A 16,323-nucleotide genomic window follows, 5' to 3' on the forward strand; every position below is an offset into this window, starting at 1 on the left:
CTATGTCCGCTTCCGTGTGCCTGCGGACCTGCCGTGATGGTGCTTGGGGTTTTAGTCGAGATTGCCTGTATCGGTGCGGTCACGACGTTCCCGGACGAACGGACCGCACTGCTCGGGATGGCACAAAGGACGGTTGTCGTCATCGACGGAATTGGCATCGTGGCTCTTTTGGTGTTGCTGGCATTACCCCTGATTCGCTGGCGTCACTGGCTGATGACCGCGTGACGCGGGTGATCGGCGCCTACAACCATCAACTGAAGCCGGTGCAGTCCCTTTCTTCCCACGACCTTTAAGACCTCAAATCGGTCGAGCGTTTCTATGCTGCGCGGCCGACGGATGTACAGGGTTATTTCGGCTCCCTGTGATGACAGAGCATGCAGAGCGCGGTGCCCGAGACGCGTTACGAGAACAGTGAGAGTCCTGACGACTCAAATCACGACAAACATGCCAGCGAGGTCATCGACATCCTGGCGTGGTCTGCGAAATACCGTTGGTCGAAAAACAGCAATGCTTATGAAAAAAAACTCGTCTGGACTCTCAGGTGTGTCATGCCGGTCGAGATTGCCTCGGCGGTCATCTTTTCTGCGATGCGGACACTTGCGGGCCGACATCGTTTGAACCTGGACTCGGGATTCTGGGCTGTGACGTTCGACGTCACTACCTGGGTTGGAATGGTTACTGGGGGGCTGATTGTTGTCAGCATGCTGTGGCTTCTCTGGCTGCGCCGGGAATTTCTGGTGCAAGACCAGGGGCGACACATCCAAAAGGCCTACGGGCTGCATGCGGAACAGGCCAGAATACTTGGCAGCTATCCAGTGATGGTGCTGGAGGGCGTGAGCCGCTTTTATGACAGACGCCCTTTCGTGGTTCAGGGCCTGTACTCGATACTGTTTGGCGGCAGCACACTGACCCTGGCTTCGGTAGGGGTGCTGTTCGGCCTGGTAAAGGCATTTCTCGACCTGCGTGCCTTGGGACCGGCGGGCGGCGACTTTCAGGTTGACCTGTGGATGGGCCTCGCCGTCGTGCTGTTGATTGCCGCCATCGAACGGTGGGTCAGGGCGAGGGGAGACCATGCACGTGGTCTCCTGACTGAAGCCATCGTGCTTGCAGCCATCCGGGAGGGCGGGGCCAACGACACCCGCCCTCCCGGTGCCGTCATCTAACCATTGAAGGACCGGCCGCCTGCTGCACCTGGTCCTGCTGTTGGCCTTGCTGCTGTTGCTGGACCTGCGCCTGCTGCTGGGCGTTGTTTTGTACATGCATGGCCGCCTCCTGACTGCTTTGCGCCAGCGGGGTCTGGATGGCCTGCATCACGTTCACCTCGGCCAACTGCTTGAAGGGGGAGTTGAGCTGTCCCTGGACTGCCCATGCCCTGCTTGCATCGTCACTCAAGACGACGTGGTCGATGCGTTGCATGCCCAATGCTAGGGAGGAGCTTGTGAGGGTGCCGGCGAAGTTCTGCGTGTGCGGACCAGGCGCTCGACCCTGGCTCTCGTCAATGCTGGCGACGCAGGCATGCGCCTGCTCATACATCCCGTTGGCGAGATGGCGGGCATCGAGGAGAGTCGGCACGGACGGTGCTGCCTGGGCGTGGGTCTTGGCCTCCGTGATGGCGGCAAGGGTGGCAGGTCCAGCAACCCCGTCGGTCTTGAGGTGGTGGTCCTGCTGGAACTGCCGCACCGCCGCCTCGGTTCCCGGCCCAAAGGCATGGTCAGTCGCGAGGGGACGACCCTGGGCATCCTTGTAGCCGAGTTCATTGAGGTTTTGTTGCAAGGTGCCCACGGCGTCTGAGCGGTCGTGCAGGCGAAGGCTGTGACCTTGCTCGTGGTGCGCACCATGCTGGGGGCTGTTGCCCATCGTCTGGAGCTGTTCGAGCGAGATGGACCCGTCTTTGACTCCTTGAACGAGCTCAGGCGTGATAAGGGTCGCCCATTGCTTCGAGCGGTCAATGCGCGCATCCGCGCCATTTTCCCCACCATTGATGGCCACCCCCGACGCATAGGCGTCCGTGCGGTCAGCCTCGGGTACCTTGTCTTTCCAGTAGGCGATGGCAAGTTTGGCCGCCATCTCCGGCTCACTGGCAGGCTCGGGATGGTTTTTGAGGTCCACCCCGAACTTCTCGCCAAAGCGCTCGTAGTTGTCTCGGCCCGTGTACTGGAAGTAGCCACGCCCATGGAAGGTCCACCCGTCCCCGGGGTTGGTGTTTCGCAAGTCCGCCCGGTTGTCGTAGAGGATGTGGGCCATCTGCTTGGGGTCTTTGCTCTCGATGGCCGCCTGGATTTCCTCCCGGGTATTTCGGGTGCCAGCGCTTTTTACAGCACCCACGACCTGCTCGACACTGCGGTAGCCAAACCGCTCATCCATGGTGGAGAAGCTCCCCGTCTCCACCGAGGCATTGCCCATCACATTGCTCAGTTCTTCCGGGGAAGTGACACCGGATTCAATAAAGCGCTTGAGCAGCAGGGCAGAGCTGGCATTGAACTGCGGCATGGTCTGCTCCTAGTGCACGACGGCGCGGTGGGTATGCAGCGCTTCACGGATGGCTTTCGGTGAGAACGCATCGATGGTCAGCAGCGGGAGGGTGGCGGGGTAGTCGAGGACGGACTTGTAGACGATGACCCCGGACTCACCGTTTTCAACCGAGGTGGCCTCAACGTGTTGGAGATGCCAGCCGTGTTTTTGCGCATCCCATGCAAACGCATAGGTGGTCCCCCCGCGCGACAGTTCGTTGAAATAGGTGACCGAGGTGGGGGTGACTGTCAGGTTGTGGGACAAAGCCATGGTGTCGGCGTTTTTGGCGGACTCGTTGTACCGGCAATCGACCACCTCGCCATTTTTGGCCGAGACAGCATACGTCGCACCCGTGGCACGCAGCAGCCATAGCTCACAGGTATTTTGGGTCTTCGGGTCGGGCTGGACATGGCGGACGACGAGAGCGCCGCCGGCGCTATCCGCACCGAAGGGCTTTGCCGACTGGAAGGCAAGGACTGTGTCGCCGGTAACCATCAGCGCTTGGATGTTAGCCGGAACGTTGGACGGGGGCGTGGCGTGGACCGGAAAGGCAAGGCCAGCCAGCAGGGCGCCAGACGTGGCCAGGGAAAAAAGAACAGTGCGGCGAGGAGACCCGGAAACGACAGGGATGGGCATGGCAACTCCTGTAAGTGGCAAAACGAAGGACTGGACTGGCCACCAAAGCCTACCTCAGCAAGCGGGTTTCCTGCTGAACCAAACGCTCCATCGGGAATCGATCAGGCTGGCCCTTGTCGTCATTACCCACGGTGATGGTCGCGTCGATTTTTGCGAGGAAAAGACCCCTCTTATGCGCCTCGCCGGTCAGGCACTCCACGACTTCCTCGGCGTTTCCGCCGGGGAACTCCATCGAGCCGATCTGGACGAGAGCCGCACAAAACGGCTTCGCTGGCTCATAACCGTCGTGCACGCATGCTTTTTCGTCCAGGGAGAAACTCGTCTGGTCCGATGTCTTGAATGACGAGCCCCAGATGGCGTTAAAGACGATTTTGCGCGTCTCGCCAGCATGTACGGAATGCACGAAGGACTTCAACGGATCGCACAAGCGCTTGTCTGCGGCAAACGATGGCTGCGCAGCGACGCCCATCATCAACACGGCCACCAGGATGAGCAACCGTTCGTGGAGCATAAGGTGCCTCTTCGTCAGCGCGTTTCGTTCATCACTCGTCCGCAGGCGGTTCCCACAGTTCGACCTTGTTACCTTCCGGGTCGATCACCCAGCCAAACTTGCCGTGCTCGGAGTCATCGACTTTATCGAGGACATGGCAGCCCTCTCCGCGAAGAACCTCGATCAGCGAATGCAGGTCCTCCACGCGATAGTTGATCATAAAGGTGTGCCCATCGGGCACCTGCTCATCGCCGGATGAAATCGACCAGACGGTTGTCCCGTTGATCGGATTGCCATCGCCATCGTCCCATCGGAAGGCTGTGCCGCCCCATGCCTGGACATCGATGCCGAGGTGCCTCTGATACCACGCACGGAGGGCCGGCGCGTCCTTGGCCTTGAAGAAAATGCCGCCGACACCGGTGACTCGTTTCATGCAGAACCCCAGGGTAGGCTGAGCTGTGGCTAGCCGACTAAACCGCGAGTAGCGCACGGTAGCGCTACGGGTTCGCGGACGCTTCTCGCTCCGTCACTTCAACCGCGCCCTTTCATGAACATCACGATCAGGACGATGCAGAACAGGACCATCGCCAGAAGCCGCGCGATCCACGGAACGATGAGCCAACCGACGAGCATGCCAACGATCTTGCTTGCCACGTTGCTGTTCAATACGCGATCACTCTTGACCTGCCCGCGCACTGGATGGCCGCAGTGTGGACAAGCCGCCGCTTTGTCGGATACATCGTGTCCGCATTCTGGACATTGAATCAGTGCCATAGTTGATCACTCTCGCGTAAGGCTTGGAGTTACGGCACAGCGCATTCAGGTGGGATGGAAATCGTCAATCCCGGTCACATCATGCCGTCATTACCGACGATGCGCTTACGTCCAGGAGCGTAGCACCCAATGAGCAGACGATGCCAACAGTCCGCCCAGGAACTCGGCGGCTCGCTGCACTACAAATGCCTGAATACGCACTACCGAAACTCTGAAGTGCAGCGAGGGCGATTGGGTGTGCTGGACATTTTTTTAAGGATTGCGCGTCAGTCGTTCCGGCATGCCTTCCGCGCGGCTCGATTCGAGCGGCAAGTCGTGACTTCCTGCACTTCGCGGTTCGACCCACGCCACCTATGGTCGGCTTATGGTGCGCAGGCGTTCTCGCCGGAACCTGTCGCCGCTGGATACCCTTTCAGGATCGCTCATGCCCAAGATGTACCAAGCGGCTGCCATGCTCTGCAGCCTCGTCGCGATGAACAGCGCACGTGCGGCACCGTCCGACGGCCAGCTGCTTCGAACCCAGGTGCAGCAGGCATACCCGTCGCTTCGATTTGTCGAACGCTACCGGCATGATTTCCCCTTGGAAACCCAGGGGCAGGCCTTCTGGGCACCCGATGCTCCGTTAGCATCCGTGAATACCGCGGAACAACTCACTAGCGCGTTGGTTGCCCTTGAAGACCAGCACGTCGCGCTGGCGGGGAAGAACGCCGGCAAGTCCGAGACGCTGGGCGTGCTGTTTCGCACAGCCAGCGACGGCAGCATGGTCGTCTGGCGGGTCTTTGGCACCGACGGCGCGGAGGCCACGGTGACCGAGGGCGATCGCGTCACGGCCATCAATGGCCAGGACGCCGGTGCGTGGCTGACTCATGCGGCTACCCTGACGTTCGGTGGTCACCGTCGAGGCCGATACGCGGAAGCGGCGACGGAGCTGGGTATGGCGACACCAGTCGTCCACCGGGTGGCTGGCCTTGGAAAGCAGGTCACTCTGCAGTTGCAGGACGCCAAGGGTGGCGTCAAGACAGTCGATCTGCCGTACAAGGCGGTAGATGCGATCCTGGCGAAGGCCATGACCCGTGCGATCAACCGTAGCGACCTTCCCCGACAGTTCACCCTTCAGGGCCTCCGCATCGGCACGCTGCGCGTCGGCGCCTTTGCCCCTCAGTACGACGATGCGTTCGTGGCCGCCTCCGATGCGGCCAGCGAGCTTCCAGGGGCTACCGAGACCACGGCGATGCTTGCCGGCTATTGCGCGGTGATGCACACCTTTATCGGTGATGCCGAACTCGCTGCCAAGGGCGCCGACGTTCTCGTGCTGGATTTACGCGGCAACCTCGGTGGTTTCGATCGGGAGGCTCGGCTGATGGCGGATGCGCTCGGGTCACGTCCCCCGGTTACCGCACTCGATGTCTTCCATGGTTCCAGGGCGGGAACCGTGATGTTGAAGAAGGAACAGCCGGACCCGAGCTGCGGGCACGTCGCTACCAAGGCACGGCGCGTCGTGTTGGTCGATGCAGGCACACGGTCGGCTGGTGAATTTCTCGCCAGTTGGCTTTGGGCGTCCGGAGCCACCGTCGTCGGCGAGAGCACCGTGGGCGCAGGTGGCGGATACGAGTTCGGTGGTGCATCCGCCGATGCATTGCCCGGATCGGGGTATGCCGTGCGGTTGTCAGGCAACCTGACGGTCTTCGACCCCTCCGGATCACTTGCCGAGGGCAGTCACCCGGAAGAGGCATTGGTAAACACGTTGGCGCAGGATGGATTCGCACCCAGCCGAACGCGACCCTATACGTTCCAGTCCATCGGGGTGCGCCCTGATGTTGCGATCCCGACCACCTTCGCCGATTTGCAGGATGGCGGGCAGGCAAGTCTGGTCAAGGCGATTTTGCTGGGACGAAATACCCCTAAGCCCTAAGTGTGGGTGCGTCGTTATCCAACAAAATGCGCTCTGCCAGTTCGCCATGTCCTGGCTTCGCCAGCGGATCCGACCGACCTGTCGAGGTTTGGTCCGCGGTATCGCTATGTCCGGGTTTCGTGATGAACTACGGGCCACGAGATCCGGATATGGGAAGATCGAGCGATGCGGACATTGCCATTGTGGCTGTCGATAGGGCTCCTCGTGGGCTGCGGGGCGTCGGACGACCGGGAGCACGCGGCCGCGCCGCCGCCGGTGAGCCATGAAACACCGCGCGAGATGCCGCAGGCTGTGCGCGCGGCCGACGTCACCGCCCCCGACGACACCGCGCCCATCCCCGATTTCCCGGTCATCCCCACGATCGTGGTGCCGGACATCCTGGGCGTGACCCCGGCGCAGCGGGCGCTCGAAGCATCGATGAAGGATGCCATCGATCCCGTCGCCGGCATCAGCGTGGCGCCTGCGCGTTGCGGCACGGACGGCACGCTGGTGAACGACGGTGGCATCACCAGCGTGGACGCACAGGGCAACCTGCTTCGCAACGGTAAGGACGGCGTTTTCAAGATCGGTGCGGATGGTACCGGCACGGCCAACTTCGAGGGTGGCGTGGTCAGCGTCAACGCCGATGGCAGCGGCACCATCAACGGGTCGGTGGGCGACGGCGCCGACGCGATCGTTCAGGTCCATGCCGATGGATCGGGTACGTACAACGGTCCCGCTGGCATCATCAGCCTGGACGGTAAAGGCGCAGGCACCTGGAACGGCAAGGGCGGCGTGATCCAGAACCACGGCGATGGCAGTGGCTCATGGAACGGCCCGGAGGGCCTGCTGACCATCAACGCGGACGGCTCGGGCACCTGGAACGGTCCCCACGGGCTGCTTCGCAACAACGGCGACGGCACCGGCCAGATAGGTACCCCGCCGCATCCCGTGACGATGGCGCCGCTAGCCAGGGTGGTGCCAGCGGGACGCTTCCCCCCGATGAAGCGGTTCGCGCCGCCCGGCGCGCCGTGCGGCTACCTCATCACCCTGAGCGATCGTGTGTTGTTCGATTTTGACAAGTCGGCGATACGCCCGGATGCCGCGCGCATTCTGGATGCGCTGGCCGGCGCCCTGTCCCATGTGCAGGCACGCGACATGGAGATACGTGGCCATACCGACAGCAAGGGCAGCGACGACTATAACCAGCAACTATCGGAGCGACGGGCGGCGTCGGTTCGCGACGCGTTGGTCCAGCGAGGATTGTCGATCAAGGCTACGGCAAAGGGTTACGGGGAATCGAAACCCGTCGCCCCGAACGAAGTCGACGGCAAGGACAATCCCGCCGGACGGCAAGCGAACCGGCGCGTCGAGGTATTCGTGCGGACCTAGGGCGGCGTTTCCCTGGGCACGATGGCCATGTAGCTTCGTCCGTCAGGAACCGATCCGGTTGTCCTTTCCGTAGTCTTGGACGACGGCGGTGCCGTCCTGCTGGATGACCTCGTTGTTGCTGCCGTGCAGCGTGGCGGAGCGGATGGACAAGGCGCGCAGGCGCGTTTCGCGGCCCGGCACGCGCAGCTCATCGACATGGCCGACCTGAAAAGTGCCACGGTCTCCAAAGATCTCGACGGTCTTCAGGTCGCTCGTCGTGACGACCTGGGCATTGGCGCCGACCACCCTCAGACCTTCCGCATGCTCGATCTGCAGGTTTCCGTAGGCACCCAGCAGCGCGACCATGCCGCAGTGCCCACGCAGGATCAGGGTCGCATGCTGCCCGGTGATATCGACGTTGCGGTTCTCGCAATTGATCGTGCCGGTGGTAGAGGTGACAGACAGTGTCTCGCGTTCACCGTCGCCGTCCCCGGCCTGCGTCGATGCCATGGAGGGCACGGAGGCAACCGGTGGTATGGGATCGACCTGGGGTGCGGCGGGCGGTGCAGCGGTGCTGTCGGCCGATGATGCCGATGGTTGCGTGCACGCGGCAAGCGCTAGCCATGACAGGTAAAAAAGCGGGCGAAGCGTCATCGCGATCTCCTTGTGGGCCAGGCCGTGGCCGCACGGTGGCCGGGTGTTCCGATAGTGCTTTGCGTCCCGGAAATCGTCCAGCTACCGCCACGCGATCGTTCATCATTCGCGTGGAAGACCATGCAGGGGGGGCAACGCGGGCAAAGCAAAGGCGACGGTAAAAAAACCGTCGCCTTTTTGGATACTTGCCGCGTAGCCCTCGGGCCTCGGCAACCCCGGAGCGCGTCGTGCGCGCCGAGGCTCGCTCGATCGCGTTAGCGATCAGCGCAGGCGTTCATCCACGACCACCACATAGCGGCGGCCCGCCAGCGCGCCGCCCAGGGCAGCCGCCATGGCACCCAGAATCAGTGCGATCGCCGCGCCCAGGGACGCCTTGGCGGCAGCCTTGGCTGCGACGTCGGCGGCCTCACGAGCCTTCACCTCGGCCTCGGCCTTCGCCTGCGCGATCTTGGCCTTGGTCTGCTGGTACTGCGTGATCCAGGTGTCCACGCGCTGCTCGGCTTCCTGCTGCGACACGCCGGTGCGTGCCATCACCACGTTGACCAGGGCCTGCTTGTCCGCCTGCTGCACGGTGTCGCTACCCGAGGTGATGATGCGCTGCGCCACGGTCTGCACGTCTTCGCCGGTGTCGCCGTTGGCCTGGTTCTGGGCCGCGTCGTTGAGCTGGTTGGCCGCGCCGTTGGCCTGCTGCTTGAGGGCATCGGGCTGCAAGGCGGGCTTGCCGGTCTGTGCCAGCAACTGATTGGCCTGACCCTTGAGCGAATCCATCGTGATGCCGCTTTCCTGCAGTTGGTTCTTCGCTGCGTCCACCACCGGACCCGCGGCGGCGGCAATACCGCTGCCAGCCGCGCTGGCGGCGGCACCGGCGGCGGTGGCCCCACCCTTCACGATGGATGTGACGGCGGTGGCGACCAGATAGGCACCCAGCAGGCTGGCCAGACCCCAGGCGACGAGGCCGTGGAGCATGGCGTCGGTGCGTCCAGGCGCACCTGCGAGGTGGCCGGCGACCCAGCCGCCGGTGAACAGGGCCAGTACGCTGCTGACGCCCCACCAGACCGCGGCACCGATGCCTACGCTGGAGGCATCGGGCGAATCATGGGCCAGGGCGTCGGTCGTGCTGAAGCCGATGCCTGCGCCAATGAGGCTGAGGACGAGCTGGATGACCACGGCCATGATGACGCCGGCGAAGATCGACCCCCACGAGATCCGACGGATAAGTGACACGTCGCCTTCGGTGATGCGGGAGCCTACAGGGGCGCTGTAGCCGGATTCGGAGCGGATGGTATTCATGGAAGTCCTTTTGGCCATCGGCCAGACGAGAAGGGCCGGCGTCGTTGTTAGGGCGATCCGGTGCTGTGCGGCGGACAGTGTCCTGCCGCACGTGAGCGCGTCGTGTGGGCGGCGTGTCGTCAGGTATCGCGCGGATGCTCCGAGGCTTGGCCTTTCACCATGAGAGAAGGACGGTTAGCAGGGAAAGGCGTTGAGGAGTTTCGTAACCGCGACGCTGGAGGCCAGCGCCGCAAGCCAGCAGACGAGCGAGCGGGACGAACTACACCTGCGCCTGACCGCCGTCGACGAACAGCTCGATGCCGTTGACGAAACTGGCATCGTCCGATGCGAGGAACACGGCGGCGCGCGCGATTTCGATCGGCTCACCCACGCGTCCCAGTGGCACCTGGGTGGCGAGGAAGTCGAGCAGCCCCTGCTGCTGGGCCGCATCGGGACCGGCGAGGTCCACCAGACCCGGTGTGCGCGTCGGCCCGGGGCTCAGGGTGTTGAAGCGTAGCTTGCGGCTCTTGTCGACATCCAGGATCCAGTGACGGACCAAGGCGCGCACGGCGGCCTTGGATGCGCCATAGACGCTGAAAGCGGGCGTGCCTTTCGTGGCGGCGGTCGACCCGGTGAGAATGACCGAGGCGCCTTCGCCCAGAATGGGCAGCATCGCCTGTACGGTGAACAAGGTGCCCTTCACGTTGCGGTCGAAGGTGTCGTCGAAGTGCTCTTCGGTAATAGCGCCCAGCGGAAGCATCGAGCCGCCGCCCGCGTTGACGAAAAGCACATCGACGCGCCCGTGCCGGGCTTTGATGAAGTCGACCAGATGCTGCAGATCGGCACGTTTTGTCGAGTCCACCGTGATCCCGGTGGCCTGCGGACCGATGGACGCCGCTGCGGCATCCAGCTCGGCCTTACGGCGGCCGGTGATGTAGACCGTGGCGCCCTCGAGGGCGAACTGGCGGGCCGTTTCCAGGCCGATGCCGGTGCTTCCGCCCGTGACGACGGCGATCTTGTTTTCAAGCTTGCGCGACATGGTGGTACCTCGATACGCGTGGGTTGATGAGCACAGGTTATCGACGTACCGGTATGAACGAAATAGAATCAAATGAAAACTATCGTTGCAGAAATGAATGTCAAAGCTTCCTGACTTCGAGGGCCTCGCCCTGTTCGCCAAGATCGCCGAGTGCCGGTCGTTCGCAGCGGCGGCCCGTGATCTCGACCTCTCTGTGCCGACGCTTTCGCGCGGCATCGCGCGTCTTGAAAAGCGGTTGGGTGCCCGCGTGTTCAACCGGACGTCCCGCCAGCTGGCGTTGACGGCGTTCGGCACGAGCCTGCTGGGGCGGGCGACGCAGCTGTACCGTGACGCCGAGGAAGCGGAGGCACTGGCACGCGATCAGTCCGCCTCTCCGCGCGGCACGGTGCGCCTGGCTGTGCCGATGACCTTCGGCGTGCACTGGATCGCGCCGATACTCCCCGGGTTGCTCGAGCGTTATCCCGAACTGTCGATCGACCTGCATCTGTCCGATGCCGTCGTCGATGTCATCGGTGACGGCTTCGACGCCGCGCTCCGCATCGCCTCGCTGCCCGATTCGTCACTGGCGGCGCGACGCATCTGCGAGGTGTCCCGCTACACGGTGGCGGCCCCGGCCTATGTCGCGCGGCACGGCGAGCCAAGGCATCCACGCGATCTGGATCCAGCGCACTGCCTTGCTTATGCATTCCGCGCGGGCAGCGACGTGTGGCGCTTTCGGAATGGACGCAAGAAGGAAGAAGTCGTGCATCCCATGGGGCGGTTGCGTGTAACCAACTCGGAGGCCTTGCTGCCGGTGTTGCTGGCGGGGCAGGCCATCGCCGCGCTGCCCGAATTCATCGCAGCGGAATACCTGCGCGATGGACGCCTTGTTCCATTGCTTGCCGAGTGGCAGCAGCCGGGCGGCGGCTTGTACTTCGTTTCGCCGACCACACGCAATCGGCCGGCGAAAGTGGAAGCGGTGGCAGACTATTTCGCGGAGGCCTTGGGCGATCCGGTGTGGCGCGGGCCTGTCCCGTCGAGGAAATGAACGTATCAAAAGCGACATCATCCGGTGTGACGGACTAAGCGCCATCACTCCACGTGATAGAGCACCGCGGCACCGGGCTTGGCCTCGAAGGCCGGAACGATGCGCTGCGTAATCTCCTCACCTTGGGCATTCCACACCAGGGTGGCCGACGGATACGCATCCTTACGAGTCATCGCATCGATCTACTTCACGATCAACTCCGAGCTGCCCTTTACTTCAGGGTTCCACTCGAACACGTCAACACGACCATAGAAGACAGCGGGTGCGTCGGCATCGAGTGCAAGGAGTGTATCCACGTAAACGACGATTACAAAGCATGTCGAATTTCTGTGAATTTTCCGGTCGTCCGTGCGCCTCTGCGCCATTTATGAAGTGCGAACGAGACGTCTGTGCGGTATTCGTCGCATCTGGCATCGAATACCGACCAGGCGTGAGCGCCCGCATCATCTTTCGCTTCACCCTCAATATTTGTTACCGCGCGCCGATAACCGATGAATATCCAGCATGCCATCCGCAACGGATTTTGCCTCTACTAAATCGGTAACTCCCACTTTTCTCGGAAAGGGCAGTGCCAGCACTTCTAGAAGATAACTGCCAAAATGAAAAAGAATCACATGAGCGTCACGCAGCGGCTGTTGCTTACGTTTTCACTTTTTTCTGCCGCGCTCGTCGCATTGGGTGTTGTTGCCGTAACGGTAACGTCCGGCTTTCAAGATCGCTTTGAGTATGTCCAGGCCAACGCTATCCCCTCGATCAAGGATCTGGGGAAACTGATCGATCAAAGCAACGAACTCTCCATTCTGCTCTACGTGCATCAAAGCCAGACAGATAACAACAAGCTGCCGGAAGTGGAAGCTCGTATTCAGCATCAGATAGTCGGGCTGAAAGACCTGACGAAATCGTATCTGACGAACGACATTTCGAGCGCGGAAGACGAAAGGCTTACACACGTCGCGTTTGACAACATCCGAAACACCGAAGAAAAGCTCCCTGCCTTCCTGGCCGCGTCCCGAGCACATAACGATGCCGTGAGTCTGCCTCTCATCGAAGGTAAAGACGGCGTTGGCAGTACCATTCGCCAGCTTATTTCGGACTATCAAAAACAGCTTGTCATCAACATCGAGGTCGGTGAAGGCCTGCGCCTCACCAACCACAGCATCTTCAGCAAGACCGTGTGGGGCATTGCCGCAGGTGTTTCGGCCACTATCTTGCTGCTCGGCTTCTTCGCACTGGTCACCATTCTTCGGGTGCGCGGAAGTCTTCGGGATATCGGTAACACCATGACCGTTGCAAGCGAGCGCCTCGACCTTACGGTCAGCGCCGATGCATCCCGTAGTGACGAAATAGGCACCATGGCGCGCGCGTTCAACCGCCTGATGCAACGGGTGTCCGAAGCACTCGTATCGGTAAATGTCGCTTCCCAGTCGGTCAGTAGCGCGTCTTCTCAAATTGCAGCGGGCAATGAAGATCTCTCATCGCGAACCGAACAGCAGGCCGCGTCTTTGGAAGAGACCGCTGCCAGCGTGACTGAACTGCACGAGACCGTCCGACAGACCGCCGACAACACGCGTCAGGCAAGCCAGTTGGCTGGCAGCATGAATGACTTGTCGAAGAAAAGTGCCTCGTCACTCGATACGATGCTGGCTACCATGGGTAACATTCGCCATAGCTCGCACAAGGTCAACGACATCATCACGCTGATCGAAGGCATTGCCTTCCAGACCAACCTCCTGGCGCTGAATGCCGCGGTGGAAGCGGCTCGTGCGGGTGAGCACGGCCGGGGTTTCGCTGTCGTTGCCGGTGAGGTGCGAATCCTCTCCCAGAACTCCACGAAGGCTGCACGTGAGATCAAAACACTGATTGGTGCCTCCAACGAACTGATTGAAGAAGGTGTCAACCAGGCGAGCGACGTGGGCCAGAACATGAACTCCATGGGCGTGGCCATCCAGCAGGTCACTCATCTGGTCAACGAAATCGCCGCGGCGGCGACGGAGCAGAGCCAGGGCATCGGCCAGGTGCGTCAGGCGGTCAACCAGATGGATGACGTCACCCAGCAGAACGCTGCGCTGGTGGAGGAAGCCTCGGCGGCCTCCAAATCGTTGAAGGGGCAGGCAGATGCCCTCGCCAGGCTGGTTGGAGAGTTTCGCGTCAGTCAGGACAACGAGCAGCGCGAGACACCGGCTGAATCCCTGCCGCCGCTAGCCGTGCTGTTGCCGGCATAAACGTAGACAGCGCAGCCATGGCTGCGCTGTCGTCTGCCAGCACATGCTCGCGGATCGGGTCAGGTTCCCTATCCACTGATATATCGTTTGGGCAGGGCACTTTGGGCGAACACCTCGGCATAACGCCTGCGACCGGCTCGCGTCGGTCCGATAATGTGCATGAGCATCGCCCAGCGGACGGGGTCGCGCGTTGCGCCGATACCTCCGATGCGTGGACCGCCGCCCAGACATCGCCGCACGTACCGCAGCAGGCTCGTGCCGGTCGATACATCCAGCACGATGAGACCGGTCGCGCGGGCAAGACGCTTGGGTAGCAGGCGCGAATAGTTGCCTTCCATCACCCAGCGGTCTTCCGCAATGGCGGCATCATGCAGTGCCTGAAAGGCTTCTTCGTCCCGAAGCGTCCACGGTGTACCCGGCACGTGCCGCAACTGGTCGAGGTGCACACACGTCAGATCATTGGCGCACGCAATGGTGTGCGCCAGGGTTGATTTACCCGCATTGGATGGCCCGAGGATGCAGATGCGCGGGCCGAGTTCGTTCATCAACAGCCTGTCACCCTCGTTCATTACGCCATGCGACCCCCGAGCCTCCGACACAACGGTTCGCCCAGACATTGTCGCACCAGCGTAGATCATGATCGATGGCGCCCCGCTTAAAAACGGGCCGATAGTCCAACATAGAACTGGCGATCGGGTGTTTCACGGGTCATGCCGACATTGGCACCCACATCGACCTGCCAGGCGGGCGTGACGAGGTAGCTCAGCGCCACATCCGCCGAACGCTGGCGTACCGTGCCAGAGGGATCGCGGTTGACCAGGTCCCACACTTCCACGGCGAGGGTCATCCGGTTGCCCAGCGGGTGGGCGACATTGACCAGGTTGACCAGCGCCGCATGGTGACCCGAGCCATCGAGATCGGCCAGCACATCCACTTCGGGGCCCAGCGTCAGTGCGAAGCCACCCGGGAGTGGAAAGGCGACAGGCAGAGCGATGCCGCCTTCCCAGCGATCGTTGCCGATGCCATGCGCTGCGGTAGGCGCTTTGACGAAGGGGATGACTGCTACGGAGACAGCATCGGTATCCACAAACCGATGCTTCAGTCGCAGATAGGTGTCGCCACGACCGGACGCGTGGCTGCGCGCATCGCTTGCCTGGTCGCGCGTGTCCACGGCGATGTGCGGCGACCAGCTGAGTTGTATGTCGGTTTTATCGTCGAGTCCGTACTTCAGCGTCGGATTGATGATGTTGACCGTACGCGTGGTCGTCGATGCCTGATGATCGCGCGTGGTGTTGCCGATATCGATTTCGACCTGGGCGGAACCGGCAGGCACGGTGCACGTCGAGTTGGCCTTGGTCGGCCGGTCGGTGCAGAGGGGCGTTGCGGCATCGTCGGCGAAGGATGGTGCCGACATTGCCAGCAGGGCCATCGCAAGACAGGCGGCCAGCGCAGGCGTCCGATGGCGGAGGCGGGTATATGAATTCATGGGGTGCGGGATATCGGAGGCAATCGGTGCCGGTACGCGCAAGTTATTGCGACACGCCGTAAAAACAATAGGTTTCCTGGACGGGATGCCGTAAACAACGCGCAAACTTACGGTTCGTCGCGCGTGCGATCGGCGTTACAGTTCGGCCGGACATTTTCCGGAGAAGGTCATGGGCAGACACATCGCGGGTTATCGGGTTCTGATGGCCATCGGTGCGTTCCTGACGCAGGCAGTGCATGCCGACGACTGGCCGAAAGACGCCTCGGGGCGGCCGGCCTCGGGCGAGGCTATCGTGCAGGTCACCGTTGACGCTGACGGACATGCGAGTCACGCCCGGATCGTTCGCACGACGGGCAATGCGGACCTGGACCGCAAGGCGCTGTCAGTCGTCGAGGCGCACGCCTTCAACCCACCCGTCCAGCATGGGACCCGACGGAGTGTCGAGGCGATCGTACCGGTCAAGCTCGATCCCTCCGGCGCCGCGGTGGCGCATGCCGCTGTGGCGCCCCAAGCCTAGGGAAGAATGTCGGAATCTGTGTAGGGGAATGCCTACACAATTGCTGGGCCTAGGCCTACACCGCTCGCGGTCGCTCTTATCCATAATCCTGCGGACGACGACCGCCTGAGCAGAAGGATCAAGGACGATGTGGGCACTCCAGCATCTGGAAAACAGCCAATGGGCGTTGCACGGCGTGCGCGCCGCAGCGGCGGCCTTCCCCTGGTGGCGTCAGTACTGCGCCCGCTGGAATCCGGCGCGCCGTCGTCTCTGGATCGCGGCCGGCGTCATACTCACGCTGGTCTGTCTCGGCTTCCTCGCGCACGATCTCTACGTCCCCTCGCCGACAGGCGTCGGTTTCGAGGAGTCGTAGCGCTGCGGGGCGCGCGTCGTCCGGGCCGTTCACGAAAGCGTACCGATAACACGCCTACCCTCGCCGGACTTTCCTCCCCGGTGT

At 62.3% G+C, this 16,323-nt stretch carries 19 protein-coding genes and 1 pseudogene; 8 read left to right on the forward strand and 12 right to left on the reverse strand.

The genetic code is table 11. From position 1 onward, the window contains the following. Window positions 1-36: 36 nt before the first annotated feature. Both AB8808_RS02915 and AB8808_RS02920 read left to right on the forward strand, forming a co-directional pair. Window positions 37-225, forward strand: coding sequence for a hypothetical protein (locus AB8808_RS02915; protein ID WP_369926590.1), 189 nt, complete (start codon window positions 37-39; stop codon window positions 223-225). A gap of 149 nt (window positions 226-374) precedes the next feature. Beyond that, window positions 375-1,163 carry a hypothetical protein gene (locus tag AB8808_RS02920; protein WP_369926592.1) on the forward strand — a complete coding sequence of 263 codons (789 nt, stop codon included), beginning with the start codon at window positions 375-377 and terminating at the stop codon, window positions 1,161-1,163. On the opposite strand, the gene AB8808_RS02925 is transcribed toward AB8808_RS02920, so the two are convergent. From AB8808_RS02925 to AB8808_RS02950, 6 genes and pseudogenes are all read right to left on the reverse strand, one after another. After that, window positions 1,156-2,490, reverse strand: coding sequence for an XVIPCD domain-containing protein (locus tag AB8808_RS02925; RefSeq protein ID WP_369926594.1), 1,335 nt, complete (start codon window positions 2,488-2,490; stop codon window positions 1,156-1,158). The genes AB8808_RS02920 and AB8808_RS02925 overlap by 8 nt on opposite strands. 9 nt (window positions 2,491-2,499) lie before the next feature. After that, a complete protein-coding gene (locus AB8808_RS02930; RefSeq protein WP_369926595.1) occupies window positions 2,500-3,147 on the reverse strand; it encodes a hypothetical protein in 648 nt (215 codons plus the stop codon). A 49-nt stretch (window positions 3,148-3,196) separates the two neighbouring features. Then, entirely contained in the window at window positions 3,197-3,658 is a 462-nt protein-coding gene (locus tag AB8808_RS02935; RefSeq protein WP_369926597.1) for a hypothetical protein, read from the reverse strand. A gap of 31 nt (window positions 3,659-3,689) precedes the next feature. Continuing rightward, window positions 3,690-4,070, reverse strand: a complete 381-nt coding sequence (locus AB8808_RS02940) for a VOC family protein (protein WP_369926598.1) — start codon at window positions 4,068-4,070, stop codon at window positions 3,690-3,692. A 98-nt stretch (window positions 4,071-4,168) separates the two neighbouring features. Then, a complete protein-coding gene (locus AB8808_RS02945; protein ID WP_506193284.1) occupies window positions 4,169-4,291 on the reverse strand; it encodes a hypothetical protein in 123 nt (40 codons plus the stop codon). A 69-nt stretch (window positions 4,292-4,360) separates the two neighbouring features. Beyond that, a pseudogene (locus AB8808_RS02950) lies at window positions 4,361-4,411 on the reverse strand (hypothetical protein); the annotation flags it as partial. Window positions 4,412-4,835: 424 nt separating this feature from the next. Here AB8808_RS02950 and AB8808_RS02955 point away from each other — a divergent pair. After that, window positions 4,836-6,323, forward strand: a complete 1,488-nt coding sequence (locus tag AB8808_RS02955; protein ID WP_369926602.1) for a S41 family peptidase — start codon at window positions 4,836-4,838, stop codon at window positions 6,321-6,323. 165 nt (window positions 6,324-6,488) lie between these two features. Then, the gene (locus AB8808_RS02960) at window positions 6,489-7,694 is read left to right on the forward strand and encodes an OmpA family protein (RefSeq protein WP_369926603.1); all 1,206 of its coding nucleotides are present in this window, start codon (window positions 6,489-6,491) and stop codon (window positions 7,692-7,694) included. A gap of 42 nt (window positions 7,695-7,736) precedes the next feature. On the opposite strand, the gene AB8808_RS02965 is transcribed toward AB8808_RS02960, so the two are convergent. The 3 genes from AB8808_RS02965 to AB8808_RS02975 form a co-directional block, all read right to left on the reverse strand. Then, entirely contained in the window at window positions 7,737-8,183 is a 447-nt protein-coding gene (locus AB8808_RS02965; protein ID WP_185754200.1) for a DUF3060 domain-containing protein, read from the reverse strand. A gap of 405 nt (window positions 8,184-8,588) precedes the next feature. Then, window positions 8,589-9,617 carry a hypothetical protein gene (locus AB8808_RS02970; RefSeq protein WP_369926605.1) on the reverse strand — a complete coding sequence of 343 codons (1,029 nt, stop codon included), beginning with the start codon at window positions 9,615-9,617 and terminating at the stop codon, window positions 8,589-8,591. Between the two features lie 259 nt (window positions 9,618-9,876). Beyond that, window positions 9,877-10,635: an SDR family oxidoreductase gene (locus AB8808_RS02975; RefSeq protein WP_369926607.1), complete on the reverse strand. Its 759-nt coding sequence runs from the start codon at window positions 10,633-10,635 to the stop codon at window positions 9,877-9,879. A 97-nt stretch (window positions 10,636-10,732) separates the two neighbouring features. Here AB8808_RS02975 and AB8808_RS02980 point away from each other — a divergent pair, with 97 nt between their 5' ends. Then, entirely contained in the window at window positions 10,733-11,662 is a 930-nt protein-coding gene (locus tag AB8808_RS02980) for a LysR family transcriptional regulator (RefSeq protein ID WP_369926609.1), read from the forward strand. A 44-nt stretch (window positions 11,663-11,706) separates the two neighbouring features. Here the strand turns inward: AB8808_RS02980 and AB8808_RS02985 are convergent, their stop codons facing one another. Continuing rightward, window positions 11,707-11,835 carry a hypothetical protein gene (locus AB8808_RS02985; protein WP_369926610.1) on the reverse strand — a complete coding sequence of 43 codons (129 nt, stop codon included), beginning with the start codon at window positions 11,833-11,835 and terminating at the stop codon, window positions 11,707-11,709. A 441-nt stretch (window positions 11,836-12,276) separates the two neighbouring features. On the opposite strand from AB8808_RS02985, the gene AB8808_RS02990 reads away from it, so the two are divergent. Continuing rightward, the gene (locus tag AB8808_RS02990) at window positions 12,277-13,884 is read left to right on the forward strand and encodes a methyl-accepting chemotaxis protein (RefSeq protein WP_369926612.1); all 1,608 of its coding nucleotides are present in this window, start codon (window positions 12,277-12,279) and stop codon (window positions 13,882-13,884) included. 68 nt (window positions 13,885-13,952) lie between these two features. Here AB8808_RS02990 and AB8808_RS02995 read toward each other — a convergent pair whose 3' ends face one another. Continuing rightward, window positions 13,953-14,429 (reverse strand): P-loop NTPase family protein, encoded by a 477-nt coding sequence (locus tag AB8808_RS02995; protein ID WP_369926614.1) that lies wholly within the window; start codon window positions 14,427-14,429, stop codon window positions 13,953-13,955. 110 nt (window positions 14,430-14,539) lie between these two features. Then, window positions 14,540-15,370 (reverse strand): transporter, encoded by an 831-nt coding sequence (locus tag AB8808_RS03000; protein WP_369926615.1) that lies wholly within the window; start codon window positions 15,368-15,370, stop codon window positions 14,540-14,542. 169 nt (window positions 15,371-15,539) lie between these two features. On the opposite strand from AB8808_RS03000, the gene AB8808_RS03005 reads away from it, so the two are divergent. Next, window positions 15,540-15,887 carry an energy transducer TonB gene (locus AB8808_RS03005; RefSeq protein ID WP_369926617.1) on the forward strand — a complete coding sequence of 116 codons (348 nt, stop codon included), beginning with the start codon at window positions 15,540-15,542 and terminating at the stop codon, window positions 15,885-15,887. A gap of 127 nt (window positions 15,888-16,014) precedes the next feature. Continuing rightward, window positions 16,015-16,239, forward strand: a complete 225-nt coding sequence (locus AB8808_RS03010; RefSeq protein ID WP_369926619.1) for a hypothetical protein — start codon at window positions 16,015-16,017, stop codon at window positions 16,237-16,239. Window positions 16,240-16,323: the final 84 nt, after the last annotated feature.

The organism is Xanthomonas sp. NCPPB 2632, from assembly GCF_041228075.2.
Classification (GTDB): Bacteria; Pseudomonadota; Gammaproteobacteria; order Xanthomonadales; family Rhodanobacteraceae; genus Luteibacter.

What these genes read in the sequence shown, in the direction of transcription:
- AB8808_RS03000 (WP_369926615.1), bottom strand. Translation starts at nt 15,370, where the DNA reads ATGAATTCATATACCCGCCTCCGCCATCGGACGCCTGCGCTGGCCGCC.
- AB8808_RS02935 (WP_369926597.1), bottom strand. Translation starts at nt 3,658, where the DNA reads ATGCTCCACGAACGGTTGCTCATCCTGGTGGCCGTGTTGATGATGGGC.
- AB8808_RS03005 (WP_369926617.1), top strand. Translation starts at nt 15,540, where the DNA reads ATGGGCAGACACATCGCGGGTTATCGGGTTCTGATGGCCATCGGTGCG.
- AB8808_RS02985 (WP_369926610.1), bottom strand. Translation starts at nt 11,835, where the DNA reads ATGACTCGTAAGGATGCGTATCCGTCGGCCACCCTGGTGTGGAATGCC.
- AB8808_RS02955 (WP_369926602.1), top strand. Translation starts at nt 4,836, where the DNA reads ATGCCCAAGATGTACCAAGCGGCTGCCATGCTCTGCAGCCTCGTCGCG.
- AB8808_RS02940 (WP_369926598.1), bottom strand. Translation starts at nt 4,070, where the DNA reads ATGAAACGAGTCACCGGTGTCGGCGGCATTTTCTTCAAGGCCAAGGAC.
- AB8808_RS02965 (WP_185754200.1), bottom strand. Translation starts at nt 8,183, where the DNA reads ATGGCATCGACGCAGGCCGGGGACGGCGACGGTGAACGCGAGACACTG.
- AB8808_RS02970 (WP_369926605.1), bottom strand. Translation starts at nt 9,617, where the DNA reads ATGAATACCATCCGCTCCGAATCCGGCTACAGCGCCCCTGTAGGCTCC.
- AB8808_RS02915 (WP_369926590.1), top strand. Translation starts at nt 37, where the DNA reads ATGGTGCTTGGGGTTTTAGTCGAGATTGCCTGTATCGGTGCGGTCACG.
- AB8808_RS02990 (WP_369926612.1), top strand. Translation starts at nt 12,277, where the DNA reads ATGAGCGTCACGCAGCGGCTGTTGCTTACGTTTTCACTTTTTTCTGCC.
- AB8808_RS02930 (WP_369926595.1), bottom strand. Translation starts at nt 3,147, where the DNA reads ATGCCCATCCCTGTCGTTTCCGGGTCTCCTCGCCGCACTGTTCTTTTT.
- AB8808_RS02980 (WP_369926609.1), top strand. Translation starts at nt 10,733, where the DNA reads ATGTCAAAGCTTCCTGACTTCGAGGGCCTCGCCCTGTTCGCCAAGATC.
- AB8808_RS03010 (WP_369926619.1), top strand. Translation starts at nt 16,015, where the DNA reads ATGTGGGCACTCCAGCATCTGGAAAACAGCCAATGGGCGTTGCACGGC.
- AB8808_RS02925 (WP_369926594.1), bottom strand. Translation starts at nt 2,490, where the DNA reads ATGCCGCAGTTCAATGCCAGCTCTGCCCTGCTGCTCAAGCGCTTTATT.
- AB8808_RS02960 (WP_369926603.1), top strand. Translation starts at nt 6,489, where the DNA reads ATGCGGACATTGCCATTGTGGCTGTCGATAGGGCTCCTCGTGGGCTGC.
- AB8808_RS02975 (WP_369926607.1), bottom strand. Translation starts at nt 10,635, where the DNA reads ATGTCGCGCAAGCTTGAAAACAAGATCGCCGTCGTCACGGGCGGAAGC.
- AB8808_RS02995 (WP_369926614.1), bottom strand. Translation starts at nt 14,429, where the DNA reads ATGAACGAACTCGGCCCGCGCATCTGCATCCTCGGGCCATCCAATGCG.
- AB8808_RS02920 (WP_369926592.1), top strand. Translation starts at nt 375, where the DNA reads ATGCAGAGCGCGGTGCCCGAGACGCGTTACGAGAACAGTGAGAGTCCT.